Source organism: Paenibacillus sp. 01T431, from assembly GCF_056398625.1.
The window spans coordinates 383,395-401,303 of record NZ_JBFTPT010000006.1; the positions used below are offsets into that span (position 1 = coordinate 383,395).

A 17,909-nucleotide genomic window follows, 5' to 3' on the forward strand; every position below is an offset into this window, starting at 1 on the left:
TGTTAGTACCTCCGTTTTTTCTCTCTCATCTCCGTCATAAACAGCAAGTAGTGGTCATGCCTGCTTTTTTCTATTTTCCCGCTCTCAACCGCAGCAAGCACGGCGCAGCCTGGTTCACTTACATGCGTGCAGCCACGGAATTTACAATCGGGAGACAGCTCGCGCATTTCTACAAAACAATAACCTAAATCTTCGATTCCCAGCTCCTGAAAGTCCAGCTGGCTGAAACCTGGTGTATCAGCGACTAAGCCGCCTCCAATTTCAATAAGCTCCACATGCCTCGTTGTATGCTTGCCTCGTCCAAGACGATTGCTGATTTCATTTGTCTCCAGCTTAAGACCAGGAACGATCGCATTAAGCAGTGATGACTTGCCTACGCCTGATTGTCCGGCAAATACGGCCATATGCCCTTTCAGCTTTTCTTGAAATGGAGCAATGCCTTCTCCCAAACGAGAGCTTGTCCCGAACACTTCATATCCAAGTGCTCTGTATATACGATTAACGGAGGCAGCCGCAGCTTGCGCCTCCTCCGTTTCCAAACCGTCTTTCTCTAAGTCCTGCTTGCTTAAGCATAATACTGCTGGTATGCCTGCATGCTCGATATGCACAAGGAACTTATCCAGCAATTGCAAATTGAGAGCAGGCTCTGTAACCGAAAACACAAGAATCGCAAGATCGATATTCGCAACTGGCGGTCGAATAAGCACTGATGTACGAGGCAGCAGCTGCTCGACGGTTCCTTCACCGTTCTCTGTCAAGCTATACATCACTGCATCGCCTACAAGCGGCGTTAAGCCCTTATTCTTAAAGACGCCTCTAGCGCGGCATTGGACTGTTGCCGAGTCCGACGCCGCATTCTCCGCTCTTACGTAGTAATAGCCACTGAGCGCTTTTACTATCGTGCCTTTGAGATGACCCTCTTTGCTATTATGGCTGTTGCTGCTCTTGCTGCTGCTCTTCTTCAATTGGCTCATCATTGTTTTGGGTAACCTCCGTTTGTGTCGGCGCTTCTGTTTCCTTCACTTCATTACCCGGAATAGTCAAATTGGATGAATTCGTGCCATTGACTATTTCTTTGTACGTAATTGTTTTGATATCAATAAACTGATTGTCTCGGAATACCGTTACTCTGGCTTCCGTATCCGGTGAGACAAGAACGGTAACTACGAAGGTTTCCATACCTGTAATTTTACGTTTCTCTGATACAATATTTTCACCGCGTGCATCGGAGTATTCAATTCGAACTTCACTTGCTTTGCCTGCCTCCGCCGGTGAAATCATAATGTTAAACTTATGCTCTTTCGCATCGGCTGGCGGCCCTGAGCTTACAGTAATTGTAACTTTTTCCCCTTTGGTTACTTTATCATTAGGTTGGAATGGATCTTGGCTAATGACATGATCCTTCTCGTGCAAATAACTCGGAGCATACAAAATATCAGCTTTGTCTAGTGTAAGCTCGTATGCTTTGATCAAATCCTTGGCTACATCAAGCGGCTTGTTAATTAAGTTAGGCATTGCAACGGTCTCTCGGCCTTTGCTGACCACGAATTTAAATTCAACCGATTCAGGGTTGTAGGCTTCACCCGGTTTTGGCGACTGCTGAATGATCGTATCTGGAGCTTCCTCACTGAAAACAGGATCTTCAATTACGATTTGATCCTCTGTTATCCCAAGTGCAATAAGCTCATCAATAGCGGTCTGCAGCGCTTTCCCAACATAATTATCAATTTCTTCCAGCTCAGGACCGTCACTCACCGTTAATTGAATAAGGGAGCCTTCCTTCACTCGCATATTCATCTTTGACTGACTTATAACCTGATCCTTCGGAATTTCCTTGTTATGCTCGCGAATGATAGGATCTTCTACCTTGAGCCCAGCGGCCTCAATCATTTGACGTGCTTCAATTTCGGTTTTGGTTACGACATATGGCACGCTTACTTCCGCAACGTCAAGCACCCCAAGAAGCTTAATGAAGCCAAATATAATAATCGCCAGTATGAGCAGTGTAACACCTACGACAGTAAGCGGTTTTTTCCAGCTCTTGGACTTTGGCAGCTGCTCAACTTCTTTTTGCTGCTCATCATTTTTCGATATGACGGGCCGTGCAATCTCTTGTGTTTCTGTTGGCCGTATATCACCACGGATAGCAGGCATAACACGCGTCTCATCCAAATCATTAACATGTGCGAACGTGATTTTGGGTTCCTTTAATCGTTCTGGACGAAGGCAGGTATCCAAATCAAGAAGCATTTCATGCGCTGAGTTATAACGTTCACTCGGATTTTTGCGCATCGCTTTGAGAATGACATTCTCAACGCTCTGCGGAATATGCGGATTAACGATTCGCGGCTCCTCGAAATTTTCTTGCAAATGCTTCAAAGCTACGCTAATTGGGCTCTCGCCAAGGAACGGCAGCTTAGCTGTCAGCATTTGATAGAGTACAATGCCGAGCGAATATAAGTCGGACTTTTCTCCGGTATTAATTCCTTTGGCATGCTCAGGGGAAAAATAGTGAACCGATCCGATAACCGAGCCTGTCTGTGTAATCGTGGATGAAGTAACCGCCCTTGCGATACCAAAATCCGTAACCTTTACACGTCCATTTTTGCCGATTAATATATTATGCGGCTTAATATCACGATGAATAATGTGATTTTGATGCGCGTGATCAAGCGCATCTGCAATTTGCATAGCAATGCGCACCGCTTCATCTGGCTGCAACGGCGCTCGTTCTTGTATAATTTCATTCAAATTATGGCCTTCAATATATTCCATAACGATATAATGCGTATCTTCTTCTTGTCCTACATCATAAATGCTGACGACATTCGGATGAGATAGCGCAGCTGCTGACTGTGCTTCACGACGGAATCGGCGAATAAATTCTTCATCATGCACAAATTGCTGCCGCAGCACCTTCACTGCGACTTTTCTATTAAGCAGCACATCATGCGCTTTATACACAAGCGCCATCCCGCCGCCGCCTATGCGAGTCAATATTTCATAACGTCCGCCTAAATCCTGTCCAATCATCCTTGTCACCCCTCTCGATTCGTGCCAGCTGCTTCTTGGAGAAGTACGACAGTTATATTGTCGTCCCCGCCTGCTTGCAGCGCAAGCGAAATGAGATGATCAGCTTTTGCATCCAGCTCAAGTTGATCCGTCGTGACCGTTTGCAGCATTTCCTGATCGCTCACCATATTTGATAATCCATCGCTGCACAGCAGCAGCACATCCTGTGCGGACCACTCTACCGCTTGAACATCGATTTCAACTTGAGAATCCGTACCAACTGCACGAGTCAGTACGTTGCGCCTTGGGTGGTGAGCAGCCTCCTCTGCGCTAAGCTGGCCAGACTTGACCAATTCATTCACAAGTGTATGATCATTCGTTAATTGTGTAATGACGCCCTCGGTAATCTTGTAAGCGCGACTGTCTCCCACATGGCCTATAATAGCGTTGTCCTGTTTCACTAAAGCGGCCACGATCGTAGTACCCATATTCCGATACTGCTCGTTCTGGGAAGCAAGCTCAAAGACAGCGTCGTTCGCCTGCGAAATCGCTTGTCTTATGAGCATTTTTCCTTCTTGCAGAGACAAGTCCTCTTTAGCGGCGCTTTTCTCCAGCATGCTTCGGAAAGCGTCAACTGCCCTCTGGCTTGCAACGTCTCCAGCCTGATGGCCGCCCATGCCATCAGCTACGATGGCAAGCGTTACTCCATTATTCAGTTGACTTACCCATGATTGGTCTTCATTGACATGACGAACCCGTCCAATATCACTGCGGTTTGCCGTTAACAATCAATCATCACCTCGCCTGAGACTCCATATGTTTTGCTCTTAATTGGCCGCATGCAGCTGCAATGTCATGCCCTTGTTCCCTGCGGATCGTTACACTCACTTTATTTTTCTCAAGTACACGCTGGAATTCAAAGATGTCCTCGCGCGGAGTCCGAACATAATTGCGTTCAGGAACATGGTTTACAGGAATCAAGTTAACATGGCACAACATTCCTTGCAGCACGTCTGCCAGCTCCTGCGCATGCTCAGCTTGATCATTAACACCGCCGATCAAGGCGTATTCAAATGTTATTCTCCGGCCAGTCTTCGCAATATAGTTATGGCAAGCTGCCATTACATCAGCAAAAGGAAAACGACGGTTAACCGGCATTAGCTTTGAGCGAAGCGCATCATTTGGTGCATGGATCGATAGTGCCAAGTTGATTTGTGTATTCTCCTCGGCAAACTTGTACATGCTCGGCACGATGCCGCTAGTCGAAACCGTAATGTGACGCTGACCGATGTTTAGGCCTTTCTCGTGGATCATAATACGCAAGAAAGCCATCGTTGCATCATAGTTCTCGAACGGCTCCCCAGAACCCATAATAACGATGCTGGATACACGTTCTCCGGTAGCATCAAGCATCATCTGCGCTGTAACAACCTGCGCTACGATCTCGCCTGCAGTCAAGTTGCGTTTCAAGCCGCCAAGCGTCGAAGCACAAAACGTACAGCCGATTCGGCAGCCGACCTGTGTCGTTACACAAATACTGTTGCCGTAGTTATGGCGCATAATAACAGTCTCAATCGCGTGGGCATCATGAAGTCCGAATAGAAACTTCACGGTTCCGTCCTTCGATTCAAACTTTGTAATCTCGTTAAGCGTAATAATTTGGAAGTTCTCCTCCAGCTTATCGCGAAGGGCTTTCGATAGGTTGGACATATCTTCAAAGCTCTTTACCCGCTTCACATATAACCAATCAAACAGCTGTCCGCCGCGAAATGCCGGCTCACCATTATCTGTCATCCATTGTTGAAGCTGTTCGAGCGTGTAGTCATATATGCATGGTTTCATTTCATCACACCTGTACCTTTATAGTAGGACGGCTCATAGAAGCTGAACACCGCCATCGATTTATTTTACCACAAACGCCCATGTTCAGCCATAAGCAGCGATTATGGACGCTTTACCATCCTTGCTATGAAAAATCCGTCACTGTCAAAATGCTGTGGAAGCAGCTGAGCTTGACCATTAAAATGCTCATCGATGGCTCCAGCTTTCATCAACTGATCAACGATAGCCTCTGGCCAATTGCGATCCAATTCAAATTCAGGATGCTCCTGCAGAAACCGAGCTACTTGCTGCTCATTTTCTTCCTTCTCTATCGTACATGTGCTATAAACAAGCACACCGCCAGGGCGCACTAAATCACATACAGAATGCAATAAACGCTGTTGAATGGCAGCGATATCCGATACGTCACCTGCGGTTTTGGTCCATTTGATTTCCGGTTTGCGTCTAATAACGCCGAATCCAGAGCATGGTGCGTCAAGCAGCACGGCATCCATCGATTGCGGCTTGAAGCGCTCGCCTAATTTTAGAGCATCTTCGGTAATCGCTTCAACATTGCGCAGCTTCAAGCGCTCGGTTTGCGTCACAATTAAATCACGTTTATGTGCATGCAAATCATTCGCCCACACCTTGCCTTTGCCGCCCATCAGTTCTGCCAAATGCGCGCTCTTTCCACCTGGTGCCGCGCAGCAATCCAGCACTTGCATGCCGGCTTTTGGCGCTACAATTTCAGCTACCAGCATGGAGCTTTCATCCTGTACCGACCAAACACCCTCGCGGAATCCGTCCGTATCAGCCAGATTGCCTCCGCGATTAATCGTAATACCTGCAGGAGCAATGACAGAAGGCTCAGCTTCATATCCTGCTGCTTTTAGAAGCTCGATCGCTTCTTCACGATTGCCCCTTAGTGTATTAGCGCGAACGCTTGTATGCGGATGCTCATTGCCCGCAGCGCAGATAGCTTCTGCCCGCTCATAACCGTATGCCGTAGCCCAGCGGCTTACTAGCCATTCTGGATAGGAATGCCGCAGCGCAATTTGCATAATTGGATCTTTATGTTTAATTTCAGCTGGCTGCAGCTCAGCTCGTCCGCGATCGATGCTGCGGAGCACGCCGTTAACCATACCTGAAATACCGGAATGTCCGCGTTTCTTTGCAATCGTAACCGCTTCATTCACAGCAGCATGTGCCGGAATGCGATCTAAGTACAATAGCTGATAAGCACTCATTCGAAGCAGCTGATGTACCCAAGGCTCAAGCTTATTCAGCCCTTTGGATACAAAGCGGCTAAGCCAGTAATCAAGCGTCACTTGTCGCTGAATCGTGCCGTAAACAAGCTCGGTAACAAGCCCGGCGTCCGCTCTCTGCAAACCTGCATCCTGCAATGTGCGATTAAGCTGCAAATTGCTGTATGCACCGGTTTGTGCGACCTTTACTAATGTATCCATTGCCAGCTCACGCGGAGATTTCACCTTGCGCGGCCCCGGCTGCTGTTGTCCATTTTGAGCAGACTGCCCGCCGGCAGCAGGTCGTTTATGACCTGCTTTCGCTCCGGATTTTCCTTTTGCTCGGTTGCTGCTATTGCGATTTGGACTTGGTTTTTGTGTACTTTCCGTCATGCTGCTCCACCATCTCCTAATCGTGTGCCCGCTTCTAAGCGAGCACCCTTAAGCCAATCTGCTGCGGTCATCGTTCTTTTTCCAGCGGGCTGAATTTCTTTCAGCACTAGTACGCCTTCACCCGTTTGAACATGAATGCCGCTGCTGTCTGCTGCAACTACGGTTCCTGGCTCAGCAGCAGCTTTAGCTGCTGTGGCTGCAGAAGGAACTCCGCAATTCCACACTTTGAATACTTCTCCGTTTAAGTACGTAAAGGCGCCGGCCATTGGCGACAATCCTCGCACCTGATTAAAGATGGCACGCGCAGGTCTTGTCCAATCAATTCGTTCATCATCGCGGGTCAAATTCGGTGCATAGGTTGCTTGCTCATGCTGCTGCGGCTCGGCTTTTACTTCTCCAGCAACGATTGCAGGAAGCGTCTTGCCAAGCAGTTCAGCACCTGCGATGCTCAGCTTCTCAAACATCGTGCCCGATGTATCCTCATCGGTAATTGGAAGCTCCACGACGCTAATCATATCGCCGGTGTCCAGTCCTTCTGCCATATACATAATCGTCACGCCAGTTGAACTCTCGCCATTAATGATCGAACGCTGTATAGGTGCGCCGCCGCGATATTTCGGCAGCAGCGAGCCATGCACGTTGATGCATCCAAGTCGAGGGATTTCCAGCAGCGCCTTCGGCAATATTTGGCCGTAGGCTGCCGTTACGATAAGATCCGGCTGCATCTCAGCAACCATTGCAACCGCCTCCGCACTGCGCATGCGCTCAGGCTGGAGCACTGGCAGTCCAAGCGACAACGCCGCTTCCTTTACAGGCGGCGGCGTCAGCGTTTTTTTGCGGCCCTTCGGCCGATCAGGCTGTGTTACAACAGCGACAACATTATATTGCTGCTCAAGGAGCAGCTTCAAAGAGGGAACGGCAAATTCTGGCGTCCCCATAAATACGATACGCATGAAGCTATTCGCCGCCTTTTCTAGCTCTTTCCGAAATGTCGTAGATGCTCTCCGCCAAATCGGTAAACAAAATGCCGTTCAAATGATCAACTTCATGCTGGAACGCGCGCGCGAAGTAACCAGATGCTTGAACAGTAAACGTCTGTCCGCTGCTGTCTTGTCCGGTTACCACAATGCGATCAGCACGCAGCACGTCGCCATTAAGATTCGGAATGCTAAGGCAGCCCTCAGGACCAAGCTGCTCTCCTTCTTGCTCTACGATGACGGGATTAACCATCTCGACCAAACCATTCTCATCGCCTACATCTACTACAATAACACGCTTCGAAATGCCGATTTGAGGCGCAGCAAGACCTACTCCCTCTGCATCGTACATCGTTTCAGCCATATCTTTTAACAGCTTTTGCAAGTTTGCATTAAATTTCGTTACTTCCTTCGCCACTTCCCGCAATACTGGATCTGGCTCTTTTACAATTATACGGATACTCATAGTATTCCCTTCCTTTACGTTCATTAAAATAGTAATAGCTATTTATAATATAACTTGTGGATCTACGTCAATACTGAATTGCACCTGGCGCTGCGGCGGACCATCCGTAAACGGGACGAGTGCCTTGCGAACAAGGGCCGAAGCATCGATACTCCCACGATATTTTATCACACATTGAAAACGGTAGCGATCTTTCATTCTTGAAATCGGCGATGCTACTGGCCCAAGCACCTCCAGCGCTCGACCAAAACCGCTGCTTAGCGAAATAAGGACGCCTTCATTTTCCGCTAATTCTCGCAGATCAGAAGCAAACCGTTCACTAATGGAAGATAGCAGCGGCAGCTGCTCATGAGACATCGTAACGAGAATCAGTCTGCAATAAGGCGGATAGCCCATTGCACTGCGATGACGCAGCTCTTCACTTACAAAAGCGGTGTAATCATGCTGCTGAGCGGTCACTACTGCATAATGCTCGGGAGCATAGGTTTGAATGACGACTTCACCTGGCAAATGATGCCTGCCTGCACGTCCCGCAACCTGTGTAAGCAATTGAAACGTTCGTTCTGCTGCGCGAAAATCAGGCAAATTTAGCGATGTATCGGCAGCAATTACGCCAACTAGAGTAACAAAAGGAAAATCAAGACCTTTCGCTACCATTTGCGTACCGAGCAGTACATCCGCTTTACGCTCGCCAAACTGCTTCAGAAGCTTTTCATGCGAATTCTTTTCTGTAGTTGTATCCACATCCATGCGAATAACACGAATGCCCGGGAACAGCTTCGAGAGCTCTTCCTCAACCCGCTGCGTTCCAGTTCCAAAATAACGAATATGCTCGCTTTGACAAGAAGGACATGTGGTTGGGGCCTGCTCGGCATGCCCGCAATAGTGGCAGCGCAGCGCCCGTGATTTCTGATGATAGGTCAATGAAATATCGCAGTGGGGACAAGCTGCAGTATAGCCGCAAGACCTACACATCACAAATGTTGAGTAACCGCGTCTATTTAGAAGCAGCACCGATTGCTCTCCGCGCTCGAGCCTATCAGCAAGCGAGCTGTGCAGCAAGCGGCTGAACATCGAGCGGTTGCCTTCCTTCAGCTCCTCGCGCATGTCGATAACGGCAACCGGCGGAAGCGGTCTGTCGCCTACACGGCTAGGCATTGGCAGCAATGCCGGCTCGCGGCCTTCGTCCCGGGCAGACAGCGGCCGGCTAGCCGCTGCAAAGGATTCCAGCGATGGCGTTGCCGAACCAAGAACGACTGCCGCTCCATGCTGCTTCGCTCTTCTGACCGCCACATCACGAGCGTGATACTTCGGACTTTCCTCCTGTTTATAGGAGGATTCATGTTCTTCATCAATTATAATAAGCCCAATTCGTTCAAATGGTGCAAAAATAGCGGAGCGTGCGCCAATGGCTACCTGAACTTGGCGGCTGCGAATTTTTCGCCACTCATCGTATCGCTCGCCATTCGAAAGCCGGCTATGCAGCACAGCAACTGCGTCGCCAAACCGTCCTTTAAAACGCTCAACCATTTGGGGCGTCAGCGAAATTTCAGGAACGAGTACAATGGCCTGCTTCTCCTGCTCCAAGCAAAATTGAATAGACTGCAAATAAACTTCCGTTTTCCCGCTTCCCGTTACACCATGCAGCAGCATCGTCTGAGGCTCGCCTGCATCAACTGCTCTAACGATACGGTCATAAACATCTTTCTGGCCTTCTGTCAGCTCTAGTGGAGTCGTTCGTTCAAATTCTCTACCCGCATAAGGATCGCGCTGCTGCTCTACCTCTCTAAGCTCAAGCAGCCCTTTCTCTGCGAGTGAACGAACACTTGCCGCAGAGCCCCCTGCCAAAGTGAGCAGCTGCTGCAGCGCCAGTGGTCCGCCATGCTCCAGCATAAAGGCAAGCACTTCACGCTGCTTAGCCGCACGAGAAGGCAAGGCTTCCATCTGTACGCGTACAGCCTCCACATTATCTGGCACATATACGGTCAGCACCTTGCGTACAGCAAGTCGATCGCGAATTGAAGTTTGTTCGACCAGCACACCTTCGCGAAGAGCAGCCTTGACGGCCTTTGCATGCTCAGGAAAACGCTCCAGCAGCACTTCAAGTTTAACAAGCTGTCCACTGCTGCCTAGCCACTCCAGCATAGCTGGCGGCAGATCCACCATTGCTGCTTCTTCGTCTTGAATGCCAACCAGCCGTTCAGCCTTTCCCTTCAAGGCTGCCGGAATCATAGCCTGAAGCGCTGTCGTCCATGAGCAACAATATTTATCGCTCATCCATTTCGCAAGTTCAATAAGATCCGGCAATAAAGGTGGAACATGATCGAGCAGCTCTGAAATCGATTTTAATCGATTTATAGCAACATCGGTCGTCTCCGACAGTTCCGTGACAAACCCTTGCAAGACGCGGCCGCCAAAAGGAACGCCAACGCGGCTGCCGACCTCAATCCAATCTTCAAAGGCTGCAGGCACTTCATAGTCAAACGGCCGATCCGTCTGGCGGCTCGGCACGTCAACAATTACTTTAGCAATCATTAGCCGTTCCCTCCAGGAGACACTAGCCGCCCTGCAATCAACTCCAGCAAGCGATTCGCAACCTCACGCTTAGACAATAGCGGCATCTTCTCCACGAGTCCTTCTGCGCCATATACCTGCACAATATTGGTATCTCCGTTAAAGCCCGCTCCGTCCTTGCTTACATCATTAGCAACGATGAGGTCGCAATGCTTGCGGCGCAGCTTGTCCATCGCATAATGCTCGATCTGCTCCGTTTCTGCCGCAAAACCAACAAGAAACTGCTTCTGCTTGTGCTGTCCCAATGTCTCCAAAATATCCGTTGTACGCTCTAGCTCGAGTACGAGCTTCTCGCCTTTTTTCTTCATCTTCTGATCGCTTACATGTACCGCTCGATAATCGGCTACCGCTGCCGACTTCACGACAATATCCATGTCGTCATAGATGCTCGTTACAGCTTCAAGCATTTGCTGCGCGGACTCCACACGAATGACCTTCACACCTGCAGGAGGCTCTGCTGATGTACGGCCCGCAACTAAAGTTACATCAGCGCCCATCATCAGCCCCGCCTCAGCAATTGCAAAGCCCATCTTGCCTGACGAGTCATTGGTCAAATATCTTACCGGGTCCAGTCGCTCAATCGTTCCACCTGCAGTAACAAGCAATTTTTTCCCTTTTAGCTTACCGTTTTTGCTAAACCACGAGTCGATTGCAGCTACGATATCTTCCGGTTCGGCAAGGCGTCCTTTGGCAACATAGCCGCATGCGAGCTGCCCGGTGCCAGGCTCAACAAACATCACGCCGCGCGACGCCAGCAGCTCCAAATTATGGACAACGGCTGGATGCTCATACATATGTACATTCATCGCTGGCGCTATGAGTACCGGACAAGTAGCAGCAAGCAGCGTTGTGCTAAGCATATCATCAGCGTGACCTCCGGCTAGCTTTGCTATTGCGTTAGCAGTAGCCGGAGCAATGACGACTAAATCCGCATGATCAGCCAAATGAATATGAGAAACTACCGCAGGATCTCTCTCATCAAACGTATCGATATATACGGGATTGCGAGATAACGTTTGCAGCGTGAGCGGCGTTATAAATTTTGTTGCCGATTCAGTCATGATGACGTTCACATTAACGCCCGCCTGCACCAGCTTGCTGCAAAGCGCTGCGCCTTTATAGGCTGCAATTCCGCCTGTGATGCCGAGTATAATTGTTTTTCCTTTTAGCATGGTGTATCTCCCGTCAAGCGCAAACAGCAAAACCCATCCTTTGGCGGCAATAGTCCGTTTCATGATGAAATATAAACTGCTTTCACAATATGTTAACATCAAATTTTATATTTCAAATGCAAACGGCAGAAGCCGCCCAATGGCAGATAAGCTCGTTACGCGATAAAATGATAAGCCGCATAATAAGTATCTAGCTTATCATGTTATATTATTTGAAATGTGTAACTTTATTTGTCATTGATAATTACGAATTGTACTACCAATCCTTGCGTTCCCTTAAGCTTGTAATTTGGGCAACATGATGTTTGCCATGCCAAGCTACAAATCCAAGAAAATAAGCTAATCCAATTTGACTGCCCTTCTCTGGATGATAGAACATTTTTTCGAAATCTGAAGCATTCATTGAACGAAGCAGCAATACCCATCGTGCATAAATACCCTCTACAATCGCTAAGCTGATATCTGTCGATGCTTGCAGGCTGTCAGCGGTTTCTGCCCAGCGTTCCCCGTTAAAAGGCTTAATCGTCGGATTGGACTCCGTCAGGGCAAGCTTGAATCGTGTGAAACTATTCATCGATGCATCTGCCAAATGATGAACTACTTGGCGCAAGCTCCATCCGCCGCTTCGATAAGACGTATTCAACATGTCTTCATCCAAATCTGCCAAAGCTGCTCTTAGCTGTCCTGGGAGCTTCTCAATCTCTACAATCCATTGTTCACGCTGCTTAACCGTCATTCCCTCGAACGAGTACCTGCCAATTGGATAACGTAATTTGTCCATTCCGTTCCCTCCTGTTCATTCGTCCTGCACCTGCAAACACTGCTTCTATCATATCATATGCGGCAGAAAATTCTAAGTAATCCATTCACATTTCAAGCTGTAATTTATGTTTTATTTCCCTTGATTAAGCGCTGCTTTTCTTAACTGATGAGCAAGCTTGTACAGCTCGGCAATATCATATCTGCCTATTTGCTCGAACCTACCTACTGCCTCGCCAATATCCACGACATCAACGGCAATGACTTGCTCGCCGTCTGGCGGATTAAGCGGTGCCTCCACCAGATTAACCTCGCCATAGCCGACTAGCCGCACAAAATGCGGATGCGGAATATGCGGCCTATATGGCTCATCAGCAAACGAGCGGCATTGAAAGCAGCCAAACAACGTATAAGAAACCAATTCTGCACCAAGTTCTTCTTTCACTTCACGAACAAGTGCGTCCATATGGTGCTCGTTAGGCTCTAAAGTCCCTCCGGCAAGTTCCCATCTTCCGTCATCTAGCTTCATGACTACATATTGATCGCCAACCGTAGGTATGATGCTAATATTGCTAACAGATTCTTCCGCCACTTCGTAATCAAGAGAGAAACAATTTTCAACCAAACCCCATACTATACCTTTAGATAATGTTGGAAAAGATTGCAGGCTTATGTTCATTTTGATGTTCGTCCTTATCGACTATTATTGGTTATTCATCATTTTCAGAAATTCAAAGATTCCAACTGACATGCCAATCCCTACAAGCACAATAAGAAAGCCAATAACAAAGTTCATCCATCCTGAGCGTTTGCGTCTTGGCTTAGCAACGATCCGCTTGACCTGTTCATCGAGCTTGTCTAATGACTCTTTTATTTCGCGGAGTTCCTGTTCATCTGCCATCATTCTCGCACTCACAGCCTCTCTTTGAAACGTTATGACCTGCTCAAACTCGCTTATCAACAATATGTTTGTTCTCTTTGATTTCTTTCCTCAGCATTTGGATCTCTGTATTAAGCATTTCCACTTGCTTTGTCAATTTAGACGAGTTTATCGAATCTCGGATAATAAATGACAATAGAAACAAGAAAACAACCATAATTATAATCGTAAAAAAGATGGGATCCACAGGATTGCTCCTTTCAAAAATTGTGCGCATTAAAAAAGAAAAAGGAGTGTAATACTGTCTCCAGTATACACTCCGCTGTTCTGTTTACTATAATAAAACAGATCTTAATCCTCTTTTGTTGCTAGGTTTTCCACTTGGAGAATGTCACCGTAAATTTCTTCTAGTGCCACACCAACATACTTGCGGGAGCGCGGGTTTTTAAGCTCCGACTTGTCTCCGTTGCGAAGCATGCGTGCGCGTCTTGAAGCTGCTACGACAAGCGTGTATTTACTGTCAACTTTTTTCACCATTTCATCAATGGACGGATATAACATCGTTCATTCTCCTCACTCATGCTTTCTCAATTGCGGCAACCATTCCCGAAACGTAAGGTAAATATCTTTCTCTGCGGCAATGCTCTGCAATCATGATGCTGCGAATACGATCGCATGCAGCATCTATCTCATCATTCAATACCGCATAGTCGTAGTGACCGAGCAAATTCATTTCTTCAACGGCCACAGACATGCGATTATTGATCGTATCCAATGTTTCAGTACCACGTCCGGTAATTCGCTGCTTCAGCTCATCCAAAGACGGCGGCAACAGAAATACGAAAATACCTTCGGGAAACTTTTGTTTCACCTTAAGCGCTCCCTGTACCTCGATCTCCAAAATAACGTCCTTGCCGCTCTCTAAAGTTCGTTCAACGAAATCACGCGGTGTACCGTAGTAATTACCAACATATTCAGCATGCTCCAAAAGTGCGTCACGCGCAATCATATCTTGGAACTGCTCTCTGCTTTTGAAAAAATAATTCACGCCATCTACTTCACCCTGACGCGGTAGCCTGGTCGTTGCCGACACAGAATAAACCAGCTCAGGAACCTTGTTGCGAAGAACCGAACAAACCGTTCCTTTGCCAACCCCTGAAGGGCCGGACAATACAATTAACAATCCCTTATCCATATTACTCCCCGTACTATTCGTCGTTATCGTCGTCCTTAGTGGATAATCGGTGCGCAACTGTTTCTGGCTGAACCGCCGATAAAATCACATGATCACTATCCGTAATAATTACAGCCCGTGTGCGACGACCATATGTAGCATCGATCAGCATATGTCGGTCACGCGCTTCTTGAATGATTCTTTTAATCGGAGCCGATTCAGGGCTTACGATTGATATAATGCGATTTGCAGATACAATATTACCAAATCCGATATTAATAAGTTTAATAGCCAAGCCTCGTTCCTCCTCCGCCTACGGTCTTCCCTTGTGCATCTGTCTACAAATGTTCAAATACCTTTTATATTTTATAAATGTGAATACGACAAGTTCGCGTTCTTGCCAAATACCGACAGAACTACTGCACTATTGTTGACGAAAAAAGTGTCGGACATACTTCCGTTACAGGCTTTAGAAGCCATTATAAACGATTTTAGGCAGCCTGTCCTTACCACGCTGAACATGTGCGGCATCTGTATCCATGATTCATTTTAATTGATTTTTCACGAACGAACAAGCGAAAATGCGAAAACAAGCAAAAAAAGGCTGTTTTCGCATCTATTTTATCGATTTAGTTGTGTACGCTCAGTCTTCTCCCAAACGTATTTGGTAAGCTGAACACCCATATCATAGAACATAAACGGTGTGATTAAATATATGCCATTAAAATGCGGCAAAGCAACGTCGAGCAGCTCCTTTGCAATTTGCACGCCTTCCGCTCGGCCCGCTTCCCCTTCAAGACCCGCCATGCGCTGGCGAACCTCATCAGATAGCTGGATACCAGGCACCTCGTTATGCAAATATTCGGCATTCCGTCCGCTGGCCAGCGGCATAATTCCGATAAATACAGGTACTGACAAATGCTTCGTTGATTCTGCGATTCGCTCAATTAAGCTTGGGTCATAGACAGGCTGCGTCATAATGTAATCTGCACCCGAAGTAATTTTACGTTCAAGCCGTTGGACCGCTTTGTCTAAATGCTTCACATTAGGATTAAATGCGGCGCCTACAACAAACTTCGCTTTTTGCTTAAGCGGCTTGCCTGAGAAGGCTGTTCCATCATTCAACTGCTTAATCATACGAATCATCTCGAAGGAAGTAAGGTCATAAACCGAGCTCGAATCCGGCAAATCGCCAAATCGGGCAGGATCTCCAGTTACAGCAAGCACATGATCGATATCGAGTGCATCAAGACCCATCATATGTGACTGCGTACCAATCAAGTTGCGATCTCGGCAAGCGATATGCACGAGCGGACGAATGCCTACTTTCTCCTGGACAAGCGCTGCGAGTGCAATGTTGCTCATTCGCGTAACAGCCAGAGAGTTGTCAGCCATCGTAACCGCATCCGCCTTTGCTTCCTTCAAAGCAGCAGCACCAGCCATAAATTTGCGAATATCCAAATCACGCGGCGGGTCAAGCTCAACAATGACGGTGTGGCGCTTCTGAACCAAATCTACAATGTTAGGCTCCTGCACCGTTTGTTTCAGTGGCGCAGCATCTACTGTATCAGCTGATTTCTCAACTGGCTTTACAACAATTCTCTCTGCTGCAGCCGAATGAACAGCTGCTTGTCCGAGCTGTGGAACGTAACCATCTAGCGCCTCGGCAATTGCCTTAATGTGCTCAGGAGTCGTACCGCAGCAGCCGCCAATCAAGCGAGCGCCGCGATCTGCAAAGCGCAAGGCTGTCTCTGCAAAATATTCAGGTCCTGCGGGATACGTATATTTGCCATCAATATAGTCGGGTATACCTGCGTTCGGATATACCGATAATGGTAAGCCAACTGGCCCCGTTATCGAGTCGATCGCTCTCATAATCCCATTCGGGCCGCTGCGGCAATTAAATCCAACCATATCAGCGCCCTCTTCTTGCAGTAAATCGAAGGCTCCCTTCATGCCATTCCCATCCTGCGTGCGGCCAACATCCTCGACTGCAAACTGGCAAATAACAGGAACATTCGACGCTGCTCTAGCAATCTTAAGGGCAAGCAGCATTTCATCAAGATCATAGAAGGTTTCCAGCAAAAGACCATCCACGCCCTCATCAAGCAGCGCATGCATTTGCCGCTGATAGGCTTCAATTACTTTAGCTGTTCGTAAATTTTTCAGCTTGCCGTCTCGAATGGAGCCAACAGCGCCTACAACATAAGCATCATTGCCGATCGCTGCACGAGCTGCGCGTACACCAGCACGGTTAATTGCATCCATTTCGTCTTCTAAGCCATATTTCGAGAGCTTCTCAAGATTGGCTGAGAACGTGTTTGTCTCAATTACGCGTGCGCCAGCTTCATAGTAGCGACGGTGAATATTTTCAATTACATCGGGACGGTTCGTATTGATTTCCTCATAAGAAACGCCGACAGGGAACCCCATCTGATATAGATAGGTTCCCATCGCGCCGTCCCCGGTCAAGATACGCTGCTGGAGCGCTTCCCTCAAATCCGGTTTCATTATATTCATACCACCCATCTTACTTTGCTCTTAAAACTCGCCGCAGAATGATACTGCAGCCGGTCCAGACATATATACATGATTATCGGATTCATTCCACTCAATCAATAGGTCGCCGCCTTTGAGTGAAACCGTTGCTGTCCGATCTGTTGCGCCAGTGAGTACAGAAGCAACTACCGTTGCGCAAGCGCCTGTACCGCAAGCTAGCGTTGGTCCTGCACCGCGCTCCCAGACGCGCATATCGGTATGCGTACGGGATTTCACCGTAACGAACTCAACATTTATTTTACGTGGAAATAACGGATGTGTCTCAAGTTTGGGACCCCAAGTGCCTAGATCAAAATTTACAGCATCATCAACATAGATGACACAGTGAGGGTTGCCCATCGATACAGCGGTAAAACGGAATTCACGACCGTCCACCTTTATCGGATGTTCAACGACTTGCTCCGCATCGATCGTTGTTGGTACACGAAGGCCATTTAGAATCGGCTCTCCCATATCTACACGAACAGATGACACTTTGCCATCTTGAACGGTAAGCTGCACTTTTTGAGCGCCTGCGCCAAGTGTTTCGATTGTAATCTCTTCTTTATCGGTTAAGCCATTATCATACACATATTTAGCGACGCAGCGAATGGCGTTGCCGCATTGCTCAGCTTCTGAACCATCAGAATTAATAATGCGCATACGGAAATCCGCGATTTCTGAAGGCAAAATATAAACGAGACCATCTGCCCCGATTCCAAAAAACCGGTTGCAAAGCTGTATAGCTAATTCCGCAACATTTTCTGGAAGCTGCTGCTCGCCTGCAATCACCACAAAGTCATTTCCCAAACCGTTCATTTTTGTAAAATTCATCTGAATGCCCTCTCCTTGCTACATCTCTAGGTATGATAAAACTATGATTAATTGCTAATAGCATA

At 47.7% G+C, this 17,909-nt stretch carries 17 protein-coding genes; all 17 read right to left on the reverse strand.

Annotation, left to right across the window (positions count from 1 at the left end):
* Window positions 1-2: 2 nt before the first annotated feature.
* Entirely contained in the window at window positions 3-977 is a 975-nt protein-coding gene (gene rsgA, locus AC1DM9_RS13980; protein WP_477511465.1) for a ribosome small subunit-dependent GTPase A, read from the reverse strand.
* A complete protein-coding gene (gene pknB, locus AC1DM9_RS13985; protein ID WP_477580532.1) occupies window positions 928-3,033 on the reverse strand; it encodes a Stk1 family PASTA domain-containing Ser/Thr kinase in 2,106 nt (701 codons plus the stop codon). Before pknB ends, rsgA begins: the two co-directional genes overlap by 50 nt.
* 5 nt (window positions 3,034-3,038) lie before the next feature.
* On the reverse strand, window positions 3,039-3,800 hold the full coding sequence (locus AC1DM9_RS13990; RefSeq protein WP_076268271.1) for a Stp1/IreP family PP2C-type Ser/Thr phosphatase: 762 nt from the start codon (window positions 3,798-3,800) through the stop codon (window positions 3,039-3,041).
* 7 nt (window positions 3,801-3,807) lie between these two features.
* The gene (gene rlmN, locus AC1DM9_RS13995; RefSeq protein ID WP_076268270.1) at window positions 3,808-4,854 is read right to left on the reverse strand and encodes a dual-specificity RNA methyltransferase RlmN; all 1,047 of its coding nucleotides are present in this window, start codon (window positions 4,852-4,854) and stop codon (window positions 3,808-3,810) included.
* 101 nt (window positions 4,855-4,955) lie between these two features.
* Window positions 4,956-6,470, reverse strand: a complete 1,515-nt coding sequence (gene rsmB, locus AC1DM9_RS14000; RefSeq protein ID WP_477512341.1) for a 16S rRNA (cytosine(967)-C(5))-methyltransferase RsmB — start codon at window positions 6,468-6,470, stop codon at window positions 4,956-4,958.
* The gene (gene fmt, locus AC1DM9_RS14005) at window positions 6,467-7,423 is read right to left on the reverse strand and encodes a methionyl-tRNA formyltransferase (protein ID WP_477512342.1); all 957 of its coding nucleotides are present in this window, start codon (window positions 7,421-7,423) and stop codon (window positions 6,467-6,469) included. The genes rsmB and fmt overlap by 4 nt, the downstream gene beginning before the upstream one ends.
* A 4-nt stretch (window positions 7,424-7,427) precedes the next feature.
* On the reverse strand, window positions 7,428-7,913 hold the full coding sequence (def, locus tag AC1DM9_RS14010) for a peptide deformylase (RefSeq protein WP_218639590.1): 486 nt from the start codon (window positions 7,911-7,913) through the stop codon (window positions 7,428-7,430).
* A 42-nt stretch (window positions 7,914-7,955) separates the two neighbouring features.
* Window positions 7,956-10,448 carry a primosomal protein N' gene (priA, locus tag AC1DM9_RS14015; protein WP_477512343.1) on the reverse strand — a complete coding sequence of 831 codons (2,493 nt, stop codon included), beginning with the start codon at window positions 10,446-10,448 and terminating at the stop codon, window positions 7,956-7,958.
* Window positions 10,448-11,659, reverse strand: coding sequence for a bifunctional phosphopantothenoylcysteine decarboxylase/phosphopantothenate--cysteine ligase CoaBC (gene coaBC / locus AC1DM9_RS14020; protein WP_477512361.1), 1,212 nt, complete (start codon window positions 11,657-11,659; stop codon window positions 10,448-10,450). Before coaBC ends, priA begins: the two co-directional genes overlap by 1 nt.
* Before the next feature lie 256 nt (window positions 11,660-11,915).
* The gene (locus tag AC1DM9_RS14025; protein WP_076268265.1) at window positions 11,916-12,440 is read right to left on the reverse strand and encodes a YfiT family bacillithiol transferase; all 525 of its coding nucleotides are present in this window, start codon (window positions 12,438-12,440) and stop codon (window positions 11,916-11,918) included.
* Window positions 12,441-12,551: 111 nt separating this feature from the next.
* Complete coding sequence (locus AC1DM9_RS14030; RefSeq protein WP_477580535.1) at window positions 12,552-13,097, reverse strand: NUDIX domain-containing protein; 546 nt, start codon at window positions 13,095-13,097, stop codon at window positions 12,552-12,554.
* A gap of 24 nt (window positions 13,098-13,121) precedes the next feature.
* The gene (locus AC1DM9_RS14035) at window positions 13,122-13,382 is read right to left on the reverse strand and encodes a hypothetical protein (RefSeq protein WP_477580537.1); all 261 of its coding nucleotides are present in this window, start codon (window positions 13,380-13,382) and stop codon (window positions 13,122-13,124) included.
* A 267-nt stretch (window positions 13,383-13,649) separates the two neighbouring features.
* The gene (gene rpoZ / locus AC1DM9_RS14040) at window positions 13,650-13,859 is read right to left on the reverse strand and encodes a DNA-directed RNA polymerase subunit omega (protein WP_053375625.1); all 210 of its coding nucleotides are present in this window, start codon (window positions 13,857-13,859) and stop codon (window positions 13,650-13,652) included.
* Between the two features lie 16 nt (window positions 13,860-13,875).
* Window positions 13,876-14,493, reverse strand: a complete 618-nt coding sequence (gmk, locus tag AC1DM9_RS14045; RefSeq protein WP_441886903.1) for a guanylate kinase — start codon at window positions 14,491-14,493, stop codon at window positions 13,876-13,878.
* 13 nt (window positions 14,494-14,506) lie between these two features.
* Window positions 14,507-14,767, reverse strand: coding sequence for an extracellular matrix/biofilm regulator RemA (remA, locus tag AC1DM9_RS14050; protein ID WP_005548256.1), 261 nt, complete (start codon window positions 14,765-14,767; stop codon window positions 14,507-14,509).
* A 326-nt stretch (window positions 14,768-15,093) separates the two neighbouring features.
* Window positions 15,094-16,983 (reverse strand): bifunctional homocysteine S-methyltransferase/methylenetetrahydrofolate reductase, encoded by a 1,890-nt coding sequence (locus AC1DM9_RS14055; protein ID WP_441886910.1) that lies wholly within the window; start codon window positions 16,981-16,983, stop codon window positions 15,094-15,096.
* Between the two features lie 30 nt (window positions 16,984-17,013).
* Window positions 17,014-17,844, reverse strand: a complete 831-nt coding sequence (gene dapF / locus AC1DM9_RS14060) for a diaminopimelate epimerase (protein ID WP_441886898.1) — start codon at window positions 17,842-17,844, stop codon at window positions 17,014-17,016.
* Window positions 17,845-17,909: the final 65 nt, after the last annotated feature.